The organism is Borborobacter arsenicus, assembly GCF_003934165.1.
GTDB classification, from domain to species: Bacteria; Pseudomonadota; Alphaproteobacteria; order Rhizobiales; family Rhizobiaceae; genus Pseudaminobacter; species Pseudaminobacter arsenicus.
In genome coordinates this window covers 1-16,379 of record NZ_RKST01000019.1, presented here as the reverse complement: position 1 = coordinate 16,379, position 16,379 = coordinate 1, and the positions used below count along the sequence as shown (strand labels likewise).

Sequence of the window (16,379 nt, the reverse complement as noted above, 5' to 3'; positions counted from 1 at the left end):
GCAAACTAAGCCGGGTGCGACAGGTCGCAACCGCTATCAATGTCGCGCCCCACCACAAGCGCCCGTTTCAGACGCGGCTCTATCTCATGATAGACGCCATCAGGCTGCACACCCAATGCATCAAGCGTCTTGCTGAAGAAGCAGCGCACGGCGGCCGCAGCAACGATGTCGAAAATCTCGCTATCCGTCAGTCCCCTGCTCCGCAAGTCCTCGACGTCTTCGGCGCTGACCGACGTGGCATCGCGCACCACCTTGGCGGCAAAGCGCATGATGGCGCGGTCGGTTTCGTTGAGGGGAGCCGTATCGTTGCCTTCCACCACCGCCTGAAGCTCCAGCGGGGTGAAATGTCCGTGCAGGAGCACGCTGCCATGGGCCAGCATGCAATATGAACTGCGCAGTTCCTTGGCTGCCGCCATGGTCACCAGTTCATAGCGGCGCAAATCCATGCTCGACTTGATACTGGCAAGAAGGTTGTTCCAGGCCTCCATCACATCCGGACGGTGGCTGAACGCCTTCACCATATTGGGCAGATAACCGTAGCCGGCCTCAGCCTTTGCGAACATCCGCGCTATCTTGGAACCAGGATCGCTGTCGGTCACGGTATTGATGTAAGCCATCGCGCATCTCCCGAACTGAACGAGCCGAAAGAATAGCGCAAATCCAGGTCGCGCGGAACGATCAACCAGGGAAATCAAGGCCCATTTCGCGATAGCGTTCGGGGTCGTCGCCCCAGTTCTCGCGCACCTTCACGAACAGGAACAGATGCACCTTCTGTTCGAGAATATCGCCGATCTCCTTGCGGGCCGCCTGGCCGATCGAGCGGATCGTCTCGCCCTTGTGGCCGAGCACGATCTTCTTCTGGCTGTCGCGCTCGACATAGATCACCTGCTCGATGCGCACCGAGCCGTCGGGCTTTTCCTCCCACTTCTCCGTCTCGACATGGGAAGAATAGGGCAGTTCCTGGTGCAGGCGCAGATAAAGCTTCTCGCGGGTGATCTCGGCGGCGAGCTGGCGCATCGGCAGGTCGGAAATCTGGTCTTCCGGATAATACCAGGGGCCGGCCGGCAAGGCCTCGGCGAGATAATCGAGGATGGCGCCGCAACCAGCCCCGGTCAGGGCCGAGACCATGAAAGTGCGCTCGAACTTGACGCGCTCATTGGCCGTGGCGGCCAATTCCAGCAGGCTTTCAGGCTTCACCCGGTCGAGCTTGTTCAAAATGAGGATTTTGGGCTGATGCACGCCCTCAAGACTGGTCAGCATCGCGTCGGCATCGCCCTTGATCCCGCGTTCGGCATCGATCAGCACCATGACCAGATCGGCGTCCTTGGCCCCGCCCCAGGCGGTGGTGACCATGGCGCGGTCGAGTCGGCGGCGCGGCTTGAAGATGCCGGGCGTATCCACGAACACGATCTGCGCATTGTTATGCGTGGCGATGCCGCGCACGATGGCGCGAGTCGTCTGCACCTTATGAGTAACGATCGACACCTTGGCGCCGACCAGCTGGTTGACCAGCGTGGATTTGCCGGCATTGGGCGCGCCGATCAGCGCAACGAAGCCGGAATGTGTCACAGGCGCCTGGGTTTCGGTCACGATTGTTGTCCTTCCTCGCTGCCCCACACGCCCTCGCGCAGAAGCAATGCGGCGGCCGCCGCCTGTTCTGCCTCGCGCTTGGAGCGGCCGGTTCCGATCGCCGGCTCATGGTCGCCCACTTGCACGCTCATCGTAAAGAGCGGATCGTGATCCGGTCCCTCGCGGCTTTCGATCTTGTACACGGGCGTGGTGGTTGCAGTGTGATGCGCCCATTCCTGCAGTTCGGTCTTGGGATCGCGGCGGGCAGCCCCTGTCACACGCGAGCGCGGCTCCCAATAGCGCAGGATGAAGGCTCGCGCCACATCCATGCCGCCATCGAGATAAAGGGCCGCGATCAGCGATTCCAACGCATCGGCGCGAATATTGACGCGCTTGCGGCCGGCCAGTGTCTTGACTTCGCTGCCGGCGCGGATCAGTTCGGTCAGGCCGATCTCGTCAGCGATTTCAGCAAGCGCCTCGGCATTGACCAGCGCGTTCAGCCGCACCGACAATTCGCCTTCGGCCGCATCCGGAAAGGCATGGAACAGCATGTCGGCCACCAACAGGCCAAGCACCCGGTCGCCAAGGAATTCGAACCGCTCATAATCGACGCCTGAATGAGCGCCGCGCGCGCTGGCATGGGTAAGCGCGCGCTGCAGCCGCTGATGATCGCGGAAAATATGTCCGGTGCGCTCCTGCAGCGCTGCCGCCAGCGCCTCTCCGGTCAGCCGTTTGAAGGCCATGACGCGGCGCCGCTAGCGCACGAAGTCGAGCAGGCGCGAGCCGCGCAGCGAGCCCGGCCATTTCCATATTTCCAGCGGGCTTGCGCCATCGGCGATCGAGAAGAAGATGATATTGGCGCGGCCGACGAGGTTTTCCGCCGGCACATAGCCCACCGAGAAGCGGCTGTCGGAGGAATTGTCGCGATTGTCGCCCATCATGAAATAATGCCCGTCGGGCACGACGAATTCGCGCGTATTGTCGCCGATCGAATTCGGCGTGATGTCGAGCGTGTCGTAGGAAACGCCGTTCGGCAGCGTTTCGCGATAGACGTCGACCGGGCGGCTGACCTCCGTGATGTCCGGATTGTCGATCTGGCCGATCTTCTCGCGTTTCACCGCCTCGCCATTGACGACGAGCTCGCCGTCACGCATCTGGATACGGTCGCCCGGCAGGCCAACTACGCGCTTGATATAGTCAAGCGAGGGATTGGGCGGGAATTTGAACACCACGACATCGCCGCGCTCCGGCTCCGATCCCCAAATGCGGCCGGAGAAGATGTTGGGCGAAAAGGGCAGCGAGTGGCGCGAATAGCCATAGGCCCATTTGGTGACGAAGAGATAGTCGCCTTCCAGCAGCGTAGGCCGCATCGACCCGGAGGGGATCGAGAACGGCTGGAACAAAAGCGTGCGGATGACCAATGCCAGCAGGAGCGCCTGGACGATGACGCTGACGGTTTCGCCAAGTCCGCCCGATTTCTTCTCAGATTTGTCAGCCACGCTCATGTCGTCCTCTTTGTCTGGGTCGTTGGTATAAGGGGTCGGCACGCGCGGGGCAACGTCCCGAGCCGGTAGGAGCGCCATGAAAGTGGCGGTTATTCGACCGGCAGGGCCTCGATGATCACAAAGGCTTGGGCGAGCGGAAAATCATCGGTGATGGTGAGATGGATCATCGCCCGATGACCCTTTGGCAGCATCTGTTGCAATCGCGTGGCCGCGCCGCCGGTCAGTTTCATCGTCGGCTTGCCCCCCGGCAGGTTGACCACGCCCATGTCGCGCCAGAACACGCCATGCGACATTCCCGTGCCCAGCGCCTTGGCGCAGGCCTCCTTGGCCGCGAAACGCTTGGCATAGGACGCGGCCCGCTCCCGGCGGCGGTCGGATTTCGCCTGCTCCACCTCGGTGTAGATTCTTTGGACGAAACGCTCGCCATAGCGCTCGAGCGATTTCTCGATGCGCCTTATGTCGATCAGATCGCTGCCGATGCCGATAATCATGGCAAGTCAGATGTTGCGGCTGCCGGGCTTGACCGCGGGTAGCGCGGCAAGTTCAGGCGGCAACTGGTCCGCCGGATAGGCCGGCACCTCATATTCGGCGAGCGCCACCAGCTTCACACCGACATCGCTCTTGCCGGCCGAGCGGTCGATGATGCAGGCGGCGGCCAGCACTTCCGCGCCCAGATCGCGCAGGCACTCGATGGTTTCCCGGATCGACAGGCCGGTGGTGACTATATCCTCCACGATAACCACACGGGCACCCGGCTCGATCTCAAAGCGGCGCAGCTTGAAGGTGCCTGCCTCGCGCTCAACCCATATTGCCGGCACGCCGAGATGGCGCGAGGTCTCATAGGCCGGGATCAGGCCGCCAATGGCAGGTCCCACGACATAGTCGATCCGGCCCGGCACCTCGGCACGGATCTTCTCGGCCAGCGCCCGGCACAGTGCCTCGGTCTTGTCGGCATGCATGAAGACGCGCGCCTTCTGCAGGAAGATCGGGCTGCGCAGTCCCGAAGTCAGGATGAAATGGCCTTCCAGCACGGCGCCTGCGCTGCGGAAGATATCCAGCACTTCTGTCGTATTCATTCAGTCAGTCCATTGCTTGGCAGGCGTTCAGCCATTGACGCGATGGGCGTCGCTGACGCTGGCGTTCTCCTTGAGCTGAGAAATCAGCCGGTTCAGGTGCTTCAGGTCCCAGACTTCGAGATCGATCAGCATCTCGGTGAAGTCAGGCGCTGTGCGGATCATGGAAAGCGTATGGATGTTCGCATCGTTTTCGGCAATCACCTGCGCGATTTCGGCGAGCGACCCCGGCGCATTGAGCGCCACCACCGATATGCGGGCGGGAAAGCGCTCCTTGGTCGCCTCGTCGATGTCCCAGCGCACGTCGATCCAGCGCTCCGGCTGGTCGTCGAAAGCGGTGAGCGACGGCGACTGGATCGGATAGATGGTGATGCCAGACCCTGGCTGCATGATGCCGATGATGCGATCACCCGGCACGGCGCCCTCCGGCGCAAACCGCACCGGGAGGTCGCCGCGAACGCCGCGGATCGGCACTGCGCCGTTCTCTCTGGCCACCTGCCTGTCCTTGCGCGAGGCCCGGCCCGGAATCTGGAACAGCATGCCGGCCGCGTTCCTGATCTTCGACCAGCCTTCCTCCCGCGGCTTCGCTGCTTGGGTGACCCGTTCGTCCTTGAAATCCGGGAACACCGCCTTCATCACGTCGCTGGACGCCAGTTCGCCACGGCCGACTGCCGTCAGCACATCCTCGACATCCTTGCGTGCAAGGCGATGCAGCACCGGCTTCAGCCCGTCCTTGGAAAAGACCTTGCCGGCACGGTCGAAGGCGCGCTCCAGGATGCGCGCCCCGAGGCCGGAATATTGCTTGCGGATGGCATTCTTGGTGGCGCGACGGATGGCGGCGCGCGCCTTGCCGGTCACCACTACCGATTCCCATGCCGCCGGCGGCACCTGCGCCTTGGAGCGGATGATCTCGACCTCGTCGCCATTCTTCAGTTCGGTCATCAGCGGCATGATGCGGCCATTGACCTTGGCCCCCACGCAAGTGTCGCCGACATCGGTGTGCACGGCATAGGCAAAATCGATCGGGGTCGCGCCGCGCGGCAGCGCAATCAGCATGCCCTTGGGCGTGAAGCAGAACACCTGATCCTGGAACAATTCGAGCTTGGTGTTTTCGAGGAAGTCTTCCGGATTGTCGCCTTCCGCCAGTTGCTCGATGGTGCGCCGCAGCCAAGCATAGGCATTGGTTTCCTTGGAGATCGCGTGGTCTGCGGCATTCACCTTGCCGGGCGTATCCTTGTAGAGCGCATGAACGGCAACACCATACTCGGCCACCTTGTTCATCTCGCGGGTGCGGATCTGCAACTCGATGCGCTGGCGCGACGGCCCGACGATGGTGGTGTGGATCGAGCGATAGTCGTTCTGCTTGGGCGTCGAAATGTAATCCTTGAAGCGGCCTGGCACCATCGACCAGGTCGTGTGGATGGCACCCAGAGCGCGATAGCAATCCTCGACCGTGTCGACGATGACGCGGAAGCCGAAAATATCGGAAAGCTGCTCGAAGGAGAGCGCCTTGGACTCCATCTTGCGGAACACCGACCACGGCTTTTTCTGGCGGCCTTTGACGCTCGCCTTCAGCTCATATTTCTTGAACAGTTCCGACAGCGTGTTCTCGATCTCCACGATCACGTCGCGATTGCGCTCGGAAAGCTCGGCAAGCCGGGAAGTCACTGTGCGATAGGCCTCCGGGTTGATATAGCGGAAGGCCAGTTCCTCCAGTTCCTCGCGCATGCCTTGCATGCCCATGCGGCCGGCCAGCGGCGCATAGATGTCCATCGTCTCCTCGGCGATGCGCAGTCGCTTGCTTTCGGGCATATGGTCGAGCGTGCGCATATTGTGCAGGCGATCGGCAAGCTTGACCAGAAGCACGCGCACATCTTCCGAGATCGCCAGAAGCAGCTTGCGCAGGTTCTCGGCCTGCTCGGCCTTCTTCGACACGAGATCGAGCTTCTTGAGCTTGGTCAGCCCCTCGACCAGCGAGCCGAGATCGGGGCCGAAGAGTTCGTCGATCTCCTGCCTTGTCGCCGACGTGTCCTCTATCGTGTCATGAAGAAGCGCCACGGCAATGGTCGCCTCGTCCATATGCATTTCGGTGAGGATCGCCGCCACTTCCAGCGGGTGCGAGAAATAAGGATCACCAGAAGCACGCCGCTGATGGCCATGCTTCTGCATGGCATAGACATAAGCCTTGTTGAGAAGCGCCTCGTTCACGTCAGGCTTGTAGCGCTGCACGCGCTCGACAAGCTCATATTGACGCATCATGGCCAGATCTCGCGGGTCGGAAAACGATCATGCGCCGCATCGGGTGATACGGCGCATGTCATAAATAGCCATGATTCAACCGGCACGGAAGTGCCGATGCTGACCCAAAAGGTCAGTATTCGTCGTTTTTCTCCGGCGCGACAAGGCCTTCGATGCCGGCAAGCAGGTCTTCCTCGCTCATCCGGTCGAAAGCGATGTTTTCTTCCTCGCCAGCGTCCTCGGAAGGAGCCGCCGCCGATGCGTCGGCCTGGTCGAGCAAGGCCTGGCTATCGGATTCGGGTTCGTCGACCTCGACATGCTTCTGCAGCGAATGGATCAGGTCTTCCTTGAGATCGCCCGGCGACAGGGTCTCGTCAGCGATTTCGCGCAATGCGACGACCGGATTCTTGTCGTTGTCACGATCAACGGTGATCGGCGCACCCTGCGAGATCTGCCGGGCGCGATGGCCGGCCAGAAGCACCAGCTCAAAGCGGTTGTCGACCTTGTCAATGCAGTCTTCAACGGTTACGCGGGCCATGGATCGCCCCTTTCATACGTGAATGTCATGGAAAACAGGCGCGGTCCTTAACCCGAACCGCTGCAAAACACAAGCAAGAAGCAGCATGCCGCCTCGGCCACAGGCACGGTTTCATGCCTTGACACTCGACTCCTCTTGCCGGAAACGCAAGATCACATTTTCTTGTGCAGGCTTGCGGCCCTTGGAATGGGAAGCAGTCGCGTTATATTTTTAGATTAGGCGGTTCGTCAGGGCTGTTTTCACGAAACCCAACGGCAGTTCTGGCGTTTTGATGACGTTGCCTATTTTTTCTAGGGATATTTCACATGTTTGATCCACGGGAGAAGATCGCGCTCTTTATTGATGGCGCTAATCTCTACGCCACATCGCGCTCGCTCGGCTTCGACATCGACTATCGCAAATTGCTGTCGAGCTTCCAGAAACGCGGTTATCTGCTCCGAGCCTACTACTACACTGCGCTGGTCGAAGATCAGGAATACTCCTCCATTCGCCCGCTGATAGACTGGCTCGACTATAACGGCTTCAAGGTGGTGACCAAGCCGGCCAAGGAATTCACCGATTCCGCCGGCCGCCGCAAGATCAAAGGCAATATGGACATCGAACTCACCGTCGATGCGCTGGAACTGGCCGACGTGGTCGACCACTATGTCATCTTCTCCGGCGACGGCGACTTCCGCACGCTGGTCGAGGCATTGCAGCGTCGGGGCAAGAAGGTGAGCGTGGTATCCACCATGGCCTCGCAGCCGCCGATGATCTCCGATGAACTGCGTCGGCAGGCCGACCACTTCATCGACCTCATGACGCTGAAGGGCGAGATCGGCCGCGATCCCACCGAACGACCCGCGCGGCGCCCGGAGCCGGCCGATACGGCCGATGACGAAGACTATTGATGCGGGGCGCCTGCGAACCCTCGCCCGATTGCCCACTCTGCCCCCGCCTGCATGATTTCATTGCGGGATGGCGTGAGCGCGAGCCATCATGGCACAATGCACCGGTCCCCTCCTTCCTGCCCCCTGAAGGCGACGCGGCCGTGCGCCTGCTCGTCGTCGGGCTGGCACCCGGCCTGCGCGGTGCCAACCGCACCGGAAGGCCCTTCACCGGCGACTACGCTGGCGACCTCCTCTATGACACACTGATCCGCTTCGGTCTGGCACGCGGGCGCTTCGAGGCGCGTCCCGACGACAGTCTCGAACTGATCGGCACCGCAATCACCAATGCGGTCAAATGCGTCCCACCCGAAAACAAGCCGGTCGGCGCCGAAATCAACACCTGCCGGCAGTTCCTCAGCGCCACATTGAAGCGCTTTGAAAATCTGGAAGCGATCCTGACACTGGGGACGATTTCACATCAATCCACCATCAGGGCATTGGGCGGGCGAGTGGCCGACTTTCCCTTCAGCCATGGCGGCAGGCAACAGATCGGCGGTGTGACCGTGTTTTCGAGCTATCACTGCTCGCGCTACAACACCAATACCGGTCGCCTGACGACAGAGATGTTCATCAATGTATTCAGCGAGATAGCAGAGTATCTGAAGCGATAAAATCAGGCTGGAGCTGAAGTAGCTCTACCCGGTCCGGCCCTTCGCTATGGCTTCGGACGTTCGTCGCACGAAAAGCCAAATCGTTGGCTTTTCGTGCGCGGACGCGCACCATTCCTCACCCTCGCTCCTTGAGCAGCCTGCCCTTTTCGCGGTTCCAGTCGCGCTGTTTTTCAGTCTCGCGCTTGTCGTGCAGCTTCTTGCCGCGTGCGATGGCCAAAAGCAGCTTGGCGCGGCCCTTGTCGTTGAAATAGATCTTCAACGGCACCATGGTCATGCCTTCGCGTTCGACGCTCTGGGCAAGTCGCGCCATTTCACGCTTGTTCAGCAACAATTTGCGGCGGCGGCGCGGCTCATGGTTGAAGCGGTTGCCCTGCAGATATTCCGGCACATAGGAATTGATCAGCCAGATCTCGCCATCCTCGGCCGAGGCGTAGGATTCCTGGATATTCGCCTGCCCCTGCCGCAGAGACTTGACCTCGGTCCCGGTCAGCACAAGGCCGGCCTCGACCGTGTCGATGACCTCATAGGAAAACCGTGCCTTGCGGTTTTCTGCGGCAACCTTGTTGTTGGGGTCTGCTTTCTTCTGGCTCATGGCATCACATCGCTATCCGGTGGTTCTTCAAGGCGCCCCCCTCGCTGTCGGGAAAGGCCTTGAAGGACGCACTCAAATGGCCCTGCGAGCCGAATTCCGCAAGGGGCTAGAGCCGTTCCAGTTCGAGGACGGCTCCAAGCTTTTATTCAGCCGCATTTCAGTTGATCAGCCCGGCATGCTTCATCGCCGCATCGATGCGCGCGGCAGTCTCGGCCTCGATCTCGACCATCGGCGTACGCAGCAGATTCTCGATCCGACCGAGGCGCGAAAGCGCATATTTCGGCCCGGCCGGGTTGGGCTCCAGGAACAGCGCCCGGTGCAGCGGCATCAGTCGGTCCTGCAATTCGAGTGCGCGTTCGCGATCGCCCTTCAGCGAAGCCTCCTGGAACTCCGCACACAGCCGCGGCGCGACATTGGCGGTCACCGAAATGCAGCCGACGCCGCCATGGGCATTGAAGCCCAGCGCCGAGGCATCCTCGCCCGAAAGCTGGATGAAGTCCTTGCCGCAGGTCGCGCGCTGCTCGGAAGCGCGCTCGACCTTGCCGGTGGCATCCTTGACGCCGGCGATGTTGGGGAAGTCATGCGCCAGGCGGCCCATGGTTTCGGGCGCCATGTCGATGATCGAGCGCGGCGGGATATTGTAGATGATGATCGGCAGTTTGGTTGCCTTGGCCACCGCCGCAAAGTGGGCGTAGAGGCCGCGCTGGCTCGGCTTGTTGTAGTATGGCGTGACAACCAGCACCGCATCTGCCCCGACCTGCTCGGCATATCTGGCAAGGCCAATCGCTTCTTCCGTATTGTTGGAGCCGGCACCCGCGATCACCGGCACCCGGCCTGCGGCGACCTCGACACAGGCCTTGACCACCTGGCGGTGCTCGTCATGCGACAGGGTCGGTGATTCACCGGTGGTGCCGACCGGCACCAACCCGGACGTGCCTTCCGAAATCTGCCACTCGACAAGGTCGCGAAAGGCTTTCTCGTCGAAACCGCCACCCTTCTGGAACGGTGTCACGAGTGCGGTGATCGAGCCTCTCAGCATGTCATGGAACTCCCTGCGGCCTTTCGGATATGCAGTCATGTTTTGATTTCGCGGCTTTCTATCCGAAAACAAAGCCGCACACCATAGCCTTGACGCGGCAGACAGGAGGGATCGGCAGGGCCAGAAAACCCGCTATTTTATCGACCCCGATAACCTTTCATTAACCTGCTCTTCATCGGCGCCGAATAGGCTTCCTGTCACTCCATCCAGTTTGTATTGTGTGCGGCAGGGAGTTGGCATGGCCGGCAACAGGCACATTCATCGCTTCGCGCTGGTCGGCGCGTTTCTCGCTTTCACGCCAGCGGCGATGACAGGCACCGTTGATGCGCAAATGACCGCCGCGATCCCCGCCCAGCCTGGTGGTTTCGTTGGCGCGGGTGCGATTGCAACGGGCAGCATCGCCGTACTGAAAAGCGGGCTCGATGCGCTCTCGGCGCGCGACATCGATGGCGCACGCACGATCCGCGATCGACTGCCTCGCCATTCCCTCGACCACCATATCCTCTCCTGGGCCATCGCTCTTCGAGGCGGCGACAAGGTCCCAAGCGGCGAAATTGCCGCTGCCGCACAGGCGCTGCCCGGCTGGCCCGGCATGGAGGCGCTGCGCCGCAACAGCGAACGTGCGCTTTTTCGCGAGGCGCCTGATGCGAAAGCCGTCGCCAAGGCATTCGGCAGCACGCCGCCGCAGACCATCGAAGGCGCGATGATCCTCGCCCGGGCGCATGTCGCGCTCGGAAATCGCAACGCAGCACGCGCCGCACTTTCACCGCTGTGGCGCACGCAAAAACTCGACGCCAGGGACGAAGTTGCCGTCATCAAGGAGTTCGGCAAGCTCATCCCGGCCGCCGACCACCGTTTGCGCATGGAGCGGATGCTTTATGCGGATCGAGTCAACTCGGCCATGCGCGTTGCCGCCCTTGCCGGCGCCGAGACATTGGCCGAAGCCTGGGGTGCCGTGATCCGCGGCGAAAAATCGGCGGGCAAGCTGCTTGACGCGGTGCCGGCCATGCAGCGCAGTGCCGGCTATTATTTTGCCGAGGCGAAATATCTTCGGCGCAAGGACAAGTTCGCGCAGGCCGCAGCCGTCATGCTCAAGGCGCCCAAGGAGAAGGCCGCGCTGGTCGATCCCGATGCCTGGTGGATCGAACGCCGCGTACTGTCGCGCGAACTGGTCGATCAGGGCGACATGAAAACCGCCTATCGCGTGGCAGCCGCCCATGCGGCCGAAAGTCCGGCCAATGCTGCCGATGCCGAATTCCATGCGGGCTGGTATGCCTTGCGCGGCCTGCGCGACGCGAATGTGGCGGCCCGGCATTTTGCCCGCATTGCCGATCTCGCCGAAGGCCCCATTTCGCTGGCGCGAGCCTATTATTGGCTCGGACGCGCTGCCGAAACGGGCGGCCCGGGCAATTCGAAGGATTATTTCCAGAAGGCGGCGCGCTACGGCACCAGTTTCTATGGCCAACTCGCCGCCGCCAAGCTGGGCCGCAACACGATCAAGGTGGACTACCCCCAGCCATCTACCCGGGATCGGCAGGCTTTCGAGCGCCGCGAGGCGGTGCATGCCATCAAGCGTCTGGAGCAGGCGGACCATGCCAGCCTTGCCGACACGCTATACCGCGACCTTGCAGCCCAACTCACCAGCCCCGGCGAATTGGCTTTGCTTGCCGTCATGGCCGAAAAGCGCGGTAATCATTTCCTGGCCTTGAGGGTCGGCAAGATCGCCGCTGCGCGCGGCATCGAGGTCGGCGCGCTTGCCCATCCCACCGGTGTCATCCCCTCCTCCGCCAATATTTCCGGTTCCGGAAAGGCTCTTGCCTATGCCATTGCCCGCCAGGAGAGCGAGTTCAACGTCACGGCCGTTTCGGGTGCCGGTGCGCGCGGCCTGTTGCAATTGCTGCCGGGAACCGCCAAGGAGGTGGCACGAACGGCCGGCATGACCTATTCGCAGGCCCGCCTCACCACCGATGCTGGGTATAATGCGACGCTGGGTGCGGCCTTTCTCGGCGAGCAGCTTAGGCGTTTCGACGGCTCCTATGTGCTCACCTTCGCCGGCTACAACGCCGGTCCGCGCCGTGCCTCCCAATGGATGTCGCGCTATGGCGATCCGCGTGGAAAGGATATCGAGATCGTCATCGACTGGATCGAACGCATTCCCTTCGCCGAAACCCGCGGCTATATCCAGCGTGTCATGGAGAACTATCAGGTCTACAAGATGCGCCTTTCGGGCAAGTTCGATATTGTCGACGATCTGGTGAACGGTCGTTGACTTCCACGCCAGACTATTCCGACTTCTATTACAGCGCGCCTGATGGGTTGCGTCTGCACGCGCGCATCTATGGCAAGGAGATATCGACAGCACAGCCGGCAATCTGCCTTCCGGGGCTCACCCGCAATGCCCGCGACTTCCATGAACTTGCGCTCTATCTGTCGCGCGACGCCGCTACGCCGCGCATGGTCGTCGCCTTCGACTATCGTGGCCGTGGCCAATCGGCCTATGACCGCAACTGGCAAAACTACAATGTCGTCGTCGAGGCAGAGGATATTCTTGCCGGGCTGACGGCAATGGGGATTGCGCATGGCGCCTTCATTGGCACCTCGCGCGGCGGCCTCATCATCCACGTGCTTGCCGCCATGCGCCCAACGACCTTGAAGGCCGTGATTCTCAACGACATAGGCCCGGTCGTCGAAGGTGCGGGCTTGGCCCATATCCGGGCCTATCTCGAACGTGCGCCCAAGCCCAAGAGCCTTGCCGATGCCGTAACTATCCAGCGCGCCACTCACGGCCAGGCCTTTTCGGCGCTGACCGATGCCGACTGGGAACGATTCGTCCGGGCCATCTACCGCGATGCCGACGGCAATCCAGTCGCGGACTACGACCCTGCGCTTGTGAAAACCGTGACTGGTTTGGATCTGAATGCACCGCTGCCGGTGCTGTGGCCACAATTCCAGGGCCTGTGCAATATTCCGCTTCTGGCGATCAGAGGCGAAAATTCTCGGCTGCTTTCGGCCGAAACCTTGGATGAAATGGCGCGGCGCCATCCAATGATCGATACAGTGACCGTTACCGGCCAGGGGCATGCTCCCCTTCTTGAAACAGGCAGTCTGCCTCAGAAAATCGCAACCTTTCTTGCAAAGGCCGATCGCAAGACGCGCCATGGCGGGTCGGGCGCGGGAAGCATCGCCCCCTCATCCATTGCCGGGACCTCTGCGTAAACGAGTGCGCGGAAAGACACGAAATCGCTTCTGTTATGTCCGCCAGCCGCACACCATCTCTGCGCGGGGCGCGGATGTTTGTATCTCATATCATTTGGCGCGGCATTCCTTCTTGAAGCCCCTCAGTGCGTCGCGGAATTTGGACTGATCGGTTACAACCCGCTTCAATTCCTTGTCACACCCATCGCCATCCACATCTTCATTTGCAGCGCAAAGGCGAAGAATATCGGAACTCATCGAAAGCCGCGCTGACGAATCGTCAACACGGTCATAGGCGTCGAGGCAAGCCAGAGACGGGATCGATGTTGCGTTCGCGTCGATAGGTCTGAACACCACCACCTCCTGTGCGCTGGCGTTGACCATCCCCATGCAACCAGCCAGGAAACAATGAAATACGCTTGTCCGCAGCATCAGTGAGGCTCCACGCGCTGACGCGGGCAGATGCCCAAGCGTAATCTCGGCCACAGCGAGCGAATAGCGCTCACTTGGGAGAGACCCGTCAATCTATTGTGGTAGCGTCGCGGCAGATCAGGTGGACAAATAGACGACGGCTCGCGATCCCTTGGACCGCGAGCCGTCAACACTCAGTAGGCCGATAGGCCGATCAGAAATTGCGCTGGAAGCGCAGGAAGCCGCCAACACCGTCTTCACCGTCGACGTCGAAATTGTCGACATAGTTGACTTCCGGCGTGATCGTCAGGTTAGGAACGAGTTCATAGGCTAAGCCAGCAACTGCGGCGAAGTCTTCCGTCTCCGTGTAGGAAAGCTGGACGTTAAGCGTCGCCTTTTCCGACAGCTTGGCGGTGCCGCCACCCCAGACTGCCCAATCGCCGTTCCAGGAGCCATAGAAATTCGGCCTGTCGGCATCTGACTGCCAGCCGCCCATGATGAAGAGCGAAACGGTTTCGGTCGCATTGACGTCCAGGCGAACCTTGCCGGCCCACTCTTCCCACACCGAGTCATAGCCGACGACGGCCGAGACACCGCCCCAGCCCTGGGTGAAGGACAGGCCACCGACCACATGCGGGACGTAGGAGTCGAGAGTGAACAGCGGACCGTCGCCCTCTTCCAGGCCGATCGCCGCCGAGAAACCGTTGCCACCGGTGTAGGTGTAGACGATCTGGTGGGTGTCGAACGGGCCGTAGGGGATGATGTCGTCGGCAATCACGCCGCCGGCATAGCCGGTGAAGGTCGAGAACAGTGAATCGCTCTTGCCGATGCGGAACCCGCCAAGCTCGATATAGGCGTGCTCGATCGCCACTTCCGTGCTGGTGGTGGTGATGCCGTCGTCGTTTACGTCGCCGCCATCCCAGTTGAAGTTGAGGTGCATATAGGCGCGCAGGGTGCCAAGTTCGGTCTCGGACCGGGCATCAAGCTGCAGCGCTACGCGGGCGCGCTTATAGTAGGTGTCGTTCAGGCTATCGACACCATCAAATGCGTCTCCCTTGTCAACCACATCGGTGAAGCCGCCATAACCGGTACGGTCGCCAACACCGATGTCATAGCGCAGATAGCCACCAACGCGCAGGCAGGTCTCGGTGCCCGGGATATAGTAGAAGCCAGCGCCGTAAACGTCGCAGACGCGGACATATTCCATGGGCTCCGGTTCAGCGACGACAACCGCATCGGCCGCGTAAGCACCGGAGACTGCGAAAAGGGCCGCAGCGGAGCCGAGAAAGAGGCTCTTGGTGTTCATAGTCAAATCTCCAGTCAAAACTCAAAGGGTGGCCTGGGTATCGCTGCTATTGCGGATTGCCTTGGCTTGAAGAGACCGATGCGGGAGGCACCGATTCTTGAAGGCGATATTTGCCACCAAAATCTTGCCGCGCAACAGGAGCCGATCCGCAGAATGCTATGCGCAGCCGGAGTTTCTTCGTCTGTTGTAGAGAAAACACAAATGGAGTGGTGGCGTTAAGGCCGCGTTTACCATGTGAACGCCGCAGCCAGGCCAAGCAGCCGGACGCAATTTCGGGACTGCGCAATAGGTGGCGGAGCCCGCTTCGAGCGATCCACCCAAACAAAAAACCCGGCGGTTGCCCGCCGGGTTCTCAAATCAGCCGATGGGCTGATTAGAAGTTGCGCTGGAAGCGCAGGAAGCCGGTGACGCCATCAGCATCAACACCATCCGGGGCGTCGAAGTTGTCGGTGTAGGCGATTTCAGGCGTGATGGTCAGGCCTGGAACCAGCTGGTAGTTCACGCCAGCGACAGCAGCAAAATCTTCTGCTTCGGTGTAGGAGAGCTGGATGTTCAGCTTGGCCTTTTCGGTCAGCTGAGCCGAACCGCCGCCCCAGACAGCCCAATTGCCGTCCCACTGCTTGTAGAAGCTCTGAGCGACATTGTCATCCGAGCCATAGGCGCCCATGATGAAGAGCGAAACCGTCTCGGTGGCGTTCACGTCCAGGCGAACCTTGCCGGTCCACTCTTCCCAAACCGAGTCATAGCCGACGACACCCGAGACGCCGCCCCAGGCCTGCGTGTAGCCAACGCCAGCAACCACGTGCGGGACATAGGAGTCGAGCGTGAAGTCCGGACCGGCACCCTCTTCAACAGCGACTGCAGCCGAGAAGCCGTTGCCGCCGGTGTAGGTGTAGGCGATCTGGTGGGTGTCGAACGGACCGTAAAGGATGATATCGTCCATGATCACGCCGCCGGCATAGCCGGTGAAGGTCGAGAACAGCGAGTCGGTCTTACCGATGCGGAAGCCGCCGAGCTCGATATAGGCATGGTTGATGGCAACACTGGTGCGCGTGTCGCTGTCGTTGTCGTCGTTCCTGAAGGTATCCCAGTTGAAGTTGAGGTGGATGTAGGAACGCAGGGTGCCGAGTTCGGTTTCCGAACGGGCGTCGAGCTGCACGGCAGCGCGAGCACGCTTGAAGTAGGTGTCGTCCGTTCCGCCGTCGAGACGGTCGTTGACGTCCTGCAGACCGTTATACACGGCAGCATCACCGACGCGGATGTCGTAGCGCAGATAGCCGCCGACGCGCAGGCAGGTTTCGGTGCCCGGGATGTAGTAGAAGCCGGCGCCGTAAACGTCGCAGACGCGGACATATTCCATGGGTTCCGGTTCG

17 protein-coding genes are annotated in these 16,379 nt (G+C 61.1%); 4 read left to right on the top strand and 13 right to left on the bottom strand.

Annotated features, from left to right (window positions below):
* Nucleotides 1-5: 5 nt before the first annotated feature.
* From EET67_RS19495 to rpoZ, 8 genes are all read right to left on the bottom strand, one after another.
* On the bottom strand, nt 6-617 hold the full coding sequence (locus tag EET67_RS19495) for a carboxymuconolactone decarboxylase family protein (protein WP_128627886.1): 612 nt from the start codon (nt 615-617) through the stop codon (nt 6-8).
* A 61-nt stretch (nt 618-678) separates the two neighbouring features.
* Complete coding sequence (gene era / locus EET67_RS19490) at nt 679-1,617, bottom strand: GTPase Era (protein WP_425359535.1); 939 nt, start codon at nt 1,615-1,617, stop codon at nt 679-681.
* Entirely contained in the window at nt 1,587-2,312 is a 726-nt protein-coding gene (rnc, locus tag EET67_RS19485) for a ribonuclease III (protein WP_128627885.1), read from the bottom strand. Before rnc ends, era begins: the two co-directional genes overlap by 31 nt.
* A gap of 12 nt (nt 2,313-2,324) precedes the next feature.
* The gene (gene lepB / locus EET67_RS19480; RefSeq protein WP_128627884.1) at nt 2,325-3,074 is read right to left on the bottom strand and encodes a signal peptidase I; all 750 of its coding nucleotides are present in this window, start codon (nt 3,072-3,074) and stop codon (nt 2,325-2,327) included.
* A gap of 89 nt (nt 3,075-3,163) precedes the next feature.
* Nucleotides 3,164-3,565, bottom strand: coding sequence for a holo-ACP synthase (gene acpS, locus EET67_RS19475; protein ID WP_128627883.1), 402 nt, complete (start codon nt 3,563-3,565; stop codon nt 3,164-3,166).
* Nucleotides 3,566-3,571: 6 nt separating this feature from the next.
* A complete protein-coding gene (gene pyrE / locus EET67_RS19470; RefSeq protein WP_128627882.1) occupies nt 3,572-4,150 on the bottom strand; it encodes an orotate phosphoribosyltransferase in 579 nt (192 codons plus the stop codon).
* A 27-nt stretch (nt 4,151-4,177) separates the two neighbouring features.
* Nucleotides 4,178-6,406: a RelA/SpoT family protein gene (locus EET67_RS19465; RefSeq protein ID WP_128627881.1), complete on the bottom strand. Its 2,229-nt coding sequence runs from the start codon at nt 6,404-6,406 to the stop codon at nt 4,178-4,180.
* A gap of 112 nt (nt 6,407-6,518) precedes the next feature.
* Nucleotides 6,519-6,923, bottom strand: a complete 405-nt coding sequence (gene rpoZ / locus EET67_RS19460) for a DNA-directed RNA polymerase subunit omega (RefSeq protein WP_128627880.1) — start codon at nt 6,921-6,923, stop codon at nt 6,519-6,521.
* Between the two features lie 305 nt (nt 6,924-7,228).
* Here rpoZ and EET67_RS19455 point away from each other — a divergent pair, with 305 nt between their 5' ends.
* Both EET67_RS19455 and EET67_RS19450 read left to right on the top strand, forming a co-directional pair.
* Nucleotides 7,229-7,813, top strand: a complete 585-nt coding sequence (locus tag EET67_RS19455) for a LabA-like NYN domain-containing protein (RefSeq protein ID WP_128627879.1) — start codon at nt 7,229-7,231, stop codon at nt 7,811-7,813.
* Nucleotides 7,813-8,463 carry a uracil-DNA glycosylase gene (locus tag EET67_RS19450; RefSeq protein ID WP_128627878.1) on the top strand — a complete coding sequence of 217 codons (651 nt, stop codon included), beginning with the start codon at nt 7,813-7,815 and terminating at the stop codon, nt 8,461-8,463. Before EET67_RS19455 ends, EET67_RS19450 begins: the two co-directional genes overlap by 1 nt.
* A gap of 115 nt (nt 8,464-8,578) precedes the next feature.
* Here the strand turns inward: EET67_RS19450 and smpB are convergent, their stop codons facing one another.
* Nucleotides 8,579-9,055, bottom strand: coding sequence for an SsrA-binding protein SmpB (gene smpB / locus EET67_RS19445; protein ID WP_128627877.1), 477 nt, complete (start codon nt 9,053-9,055; stop codon nt 8,579-8,581).
* A 157-nt stretch (nt 9,056-9,212) separates the two neighbouring features.
* The gene (gene dapA / locus EET67_RS19440; protein ID WP_128627967.1) at nt 9,213-10,094 is read right to left on the bottom strand and encodes a 4-hydroxy-tetrahydrodipicolinate synthase; all 882 of its coding nucleotides are present in this window, start codon (nt 10,092-10,094) and stop codon (nt 9,213-9,215) included.
* A gap of 238 nt (nt 10,095-10,332) precedes the next feature.
* Between dapA and EET67_RS19435 the strand changes: the two genes are divergently transcribed.
* Both EET67_RS19435 and EET67_RS19430 read left to right on the top strand, forming a co-directional pair.
* Nucleotides 10,333-12,363 carry a lytic transglycosylase domain-containing protein gene (locus EET67_RS19435; RefSeq protein WP_128627876.1) on the top strand — a complete coding sequence of 677 codons (2,031 nt, stop codon included), beginning with the start codon at nt 10,333-10,335 and terminating at the stop codon, nt 12,361-12,363.
* Nucleotides 12,360-13,310, top strand: a complete 951-nt coding sequence (locus EET67_RS19430; protein WP_128627875.1) for an alpha/beta fold hydrolase — start codon at nt 12,360-12,362, stop codon at nt 13,308-13,310. Before EET67_RS19435 ends, EET67_RS19430 begins: the two co-directional genes overlap by 4 nt.
* Nucleotides 13,311-13,400: 90 nt before the next feature.
* On the opposite strand, the gene EET67_RS19425 is transcribed toward EET67_RS19430, so the two are convergent.
* From EET67_RS19425 to EET67_RS19415, 3 genes are all read right to left on the bottom strand, one after another.
* Nucleotides 13,401-13,721, bottom strand: coding sequence for a hypothetical protein (locus EET67_RS19425; protein WP_128627874.1), 321 nt, complete (start codon nt 13,719-13,721; stop codon nt 13,401-13,403).
* Between the two features lie 193 nt (nt 13,722-13,914).
* Nucleotides 13,915-15,006 (bottom strand): porin, encoded by a 1,092-nt coding sequence (locus EET67_RS19420; RefSeq protein ID WP_128627873.1) that lies wholly within the window; start codon nt 15,004-15,006, stop codon nt 13,915-13,917.
* A gap of 373 nt (nt 15,007-15,379) precedes the next feature.
* A partial coding sequence (locus tag EET67_RS19415; protein ID WP_133308882.1) for a porin occupies nt 15,380-16,379 on the bottom strand: 1,000 nt, incomplete at its 5' end.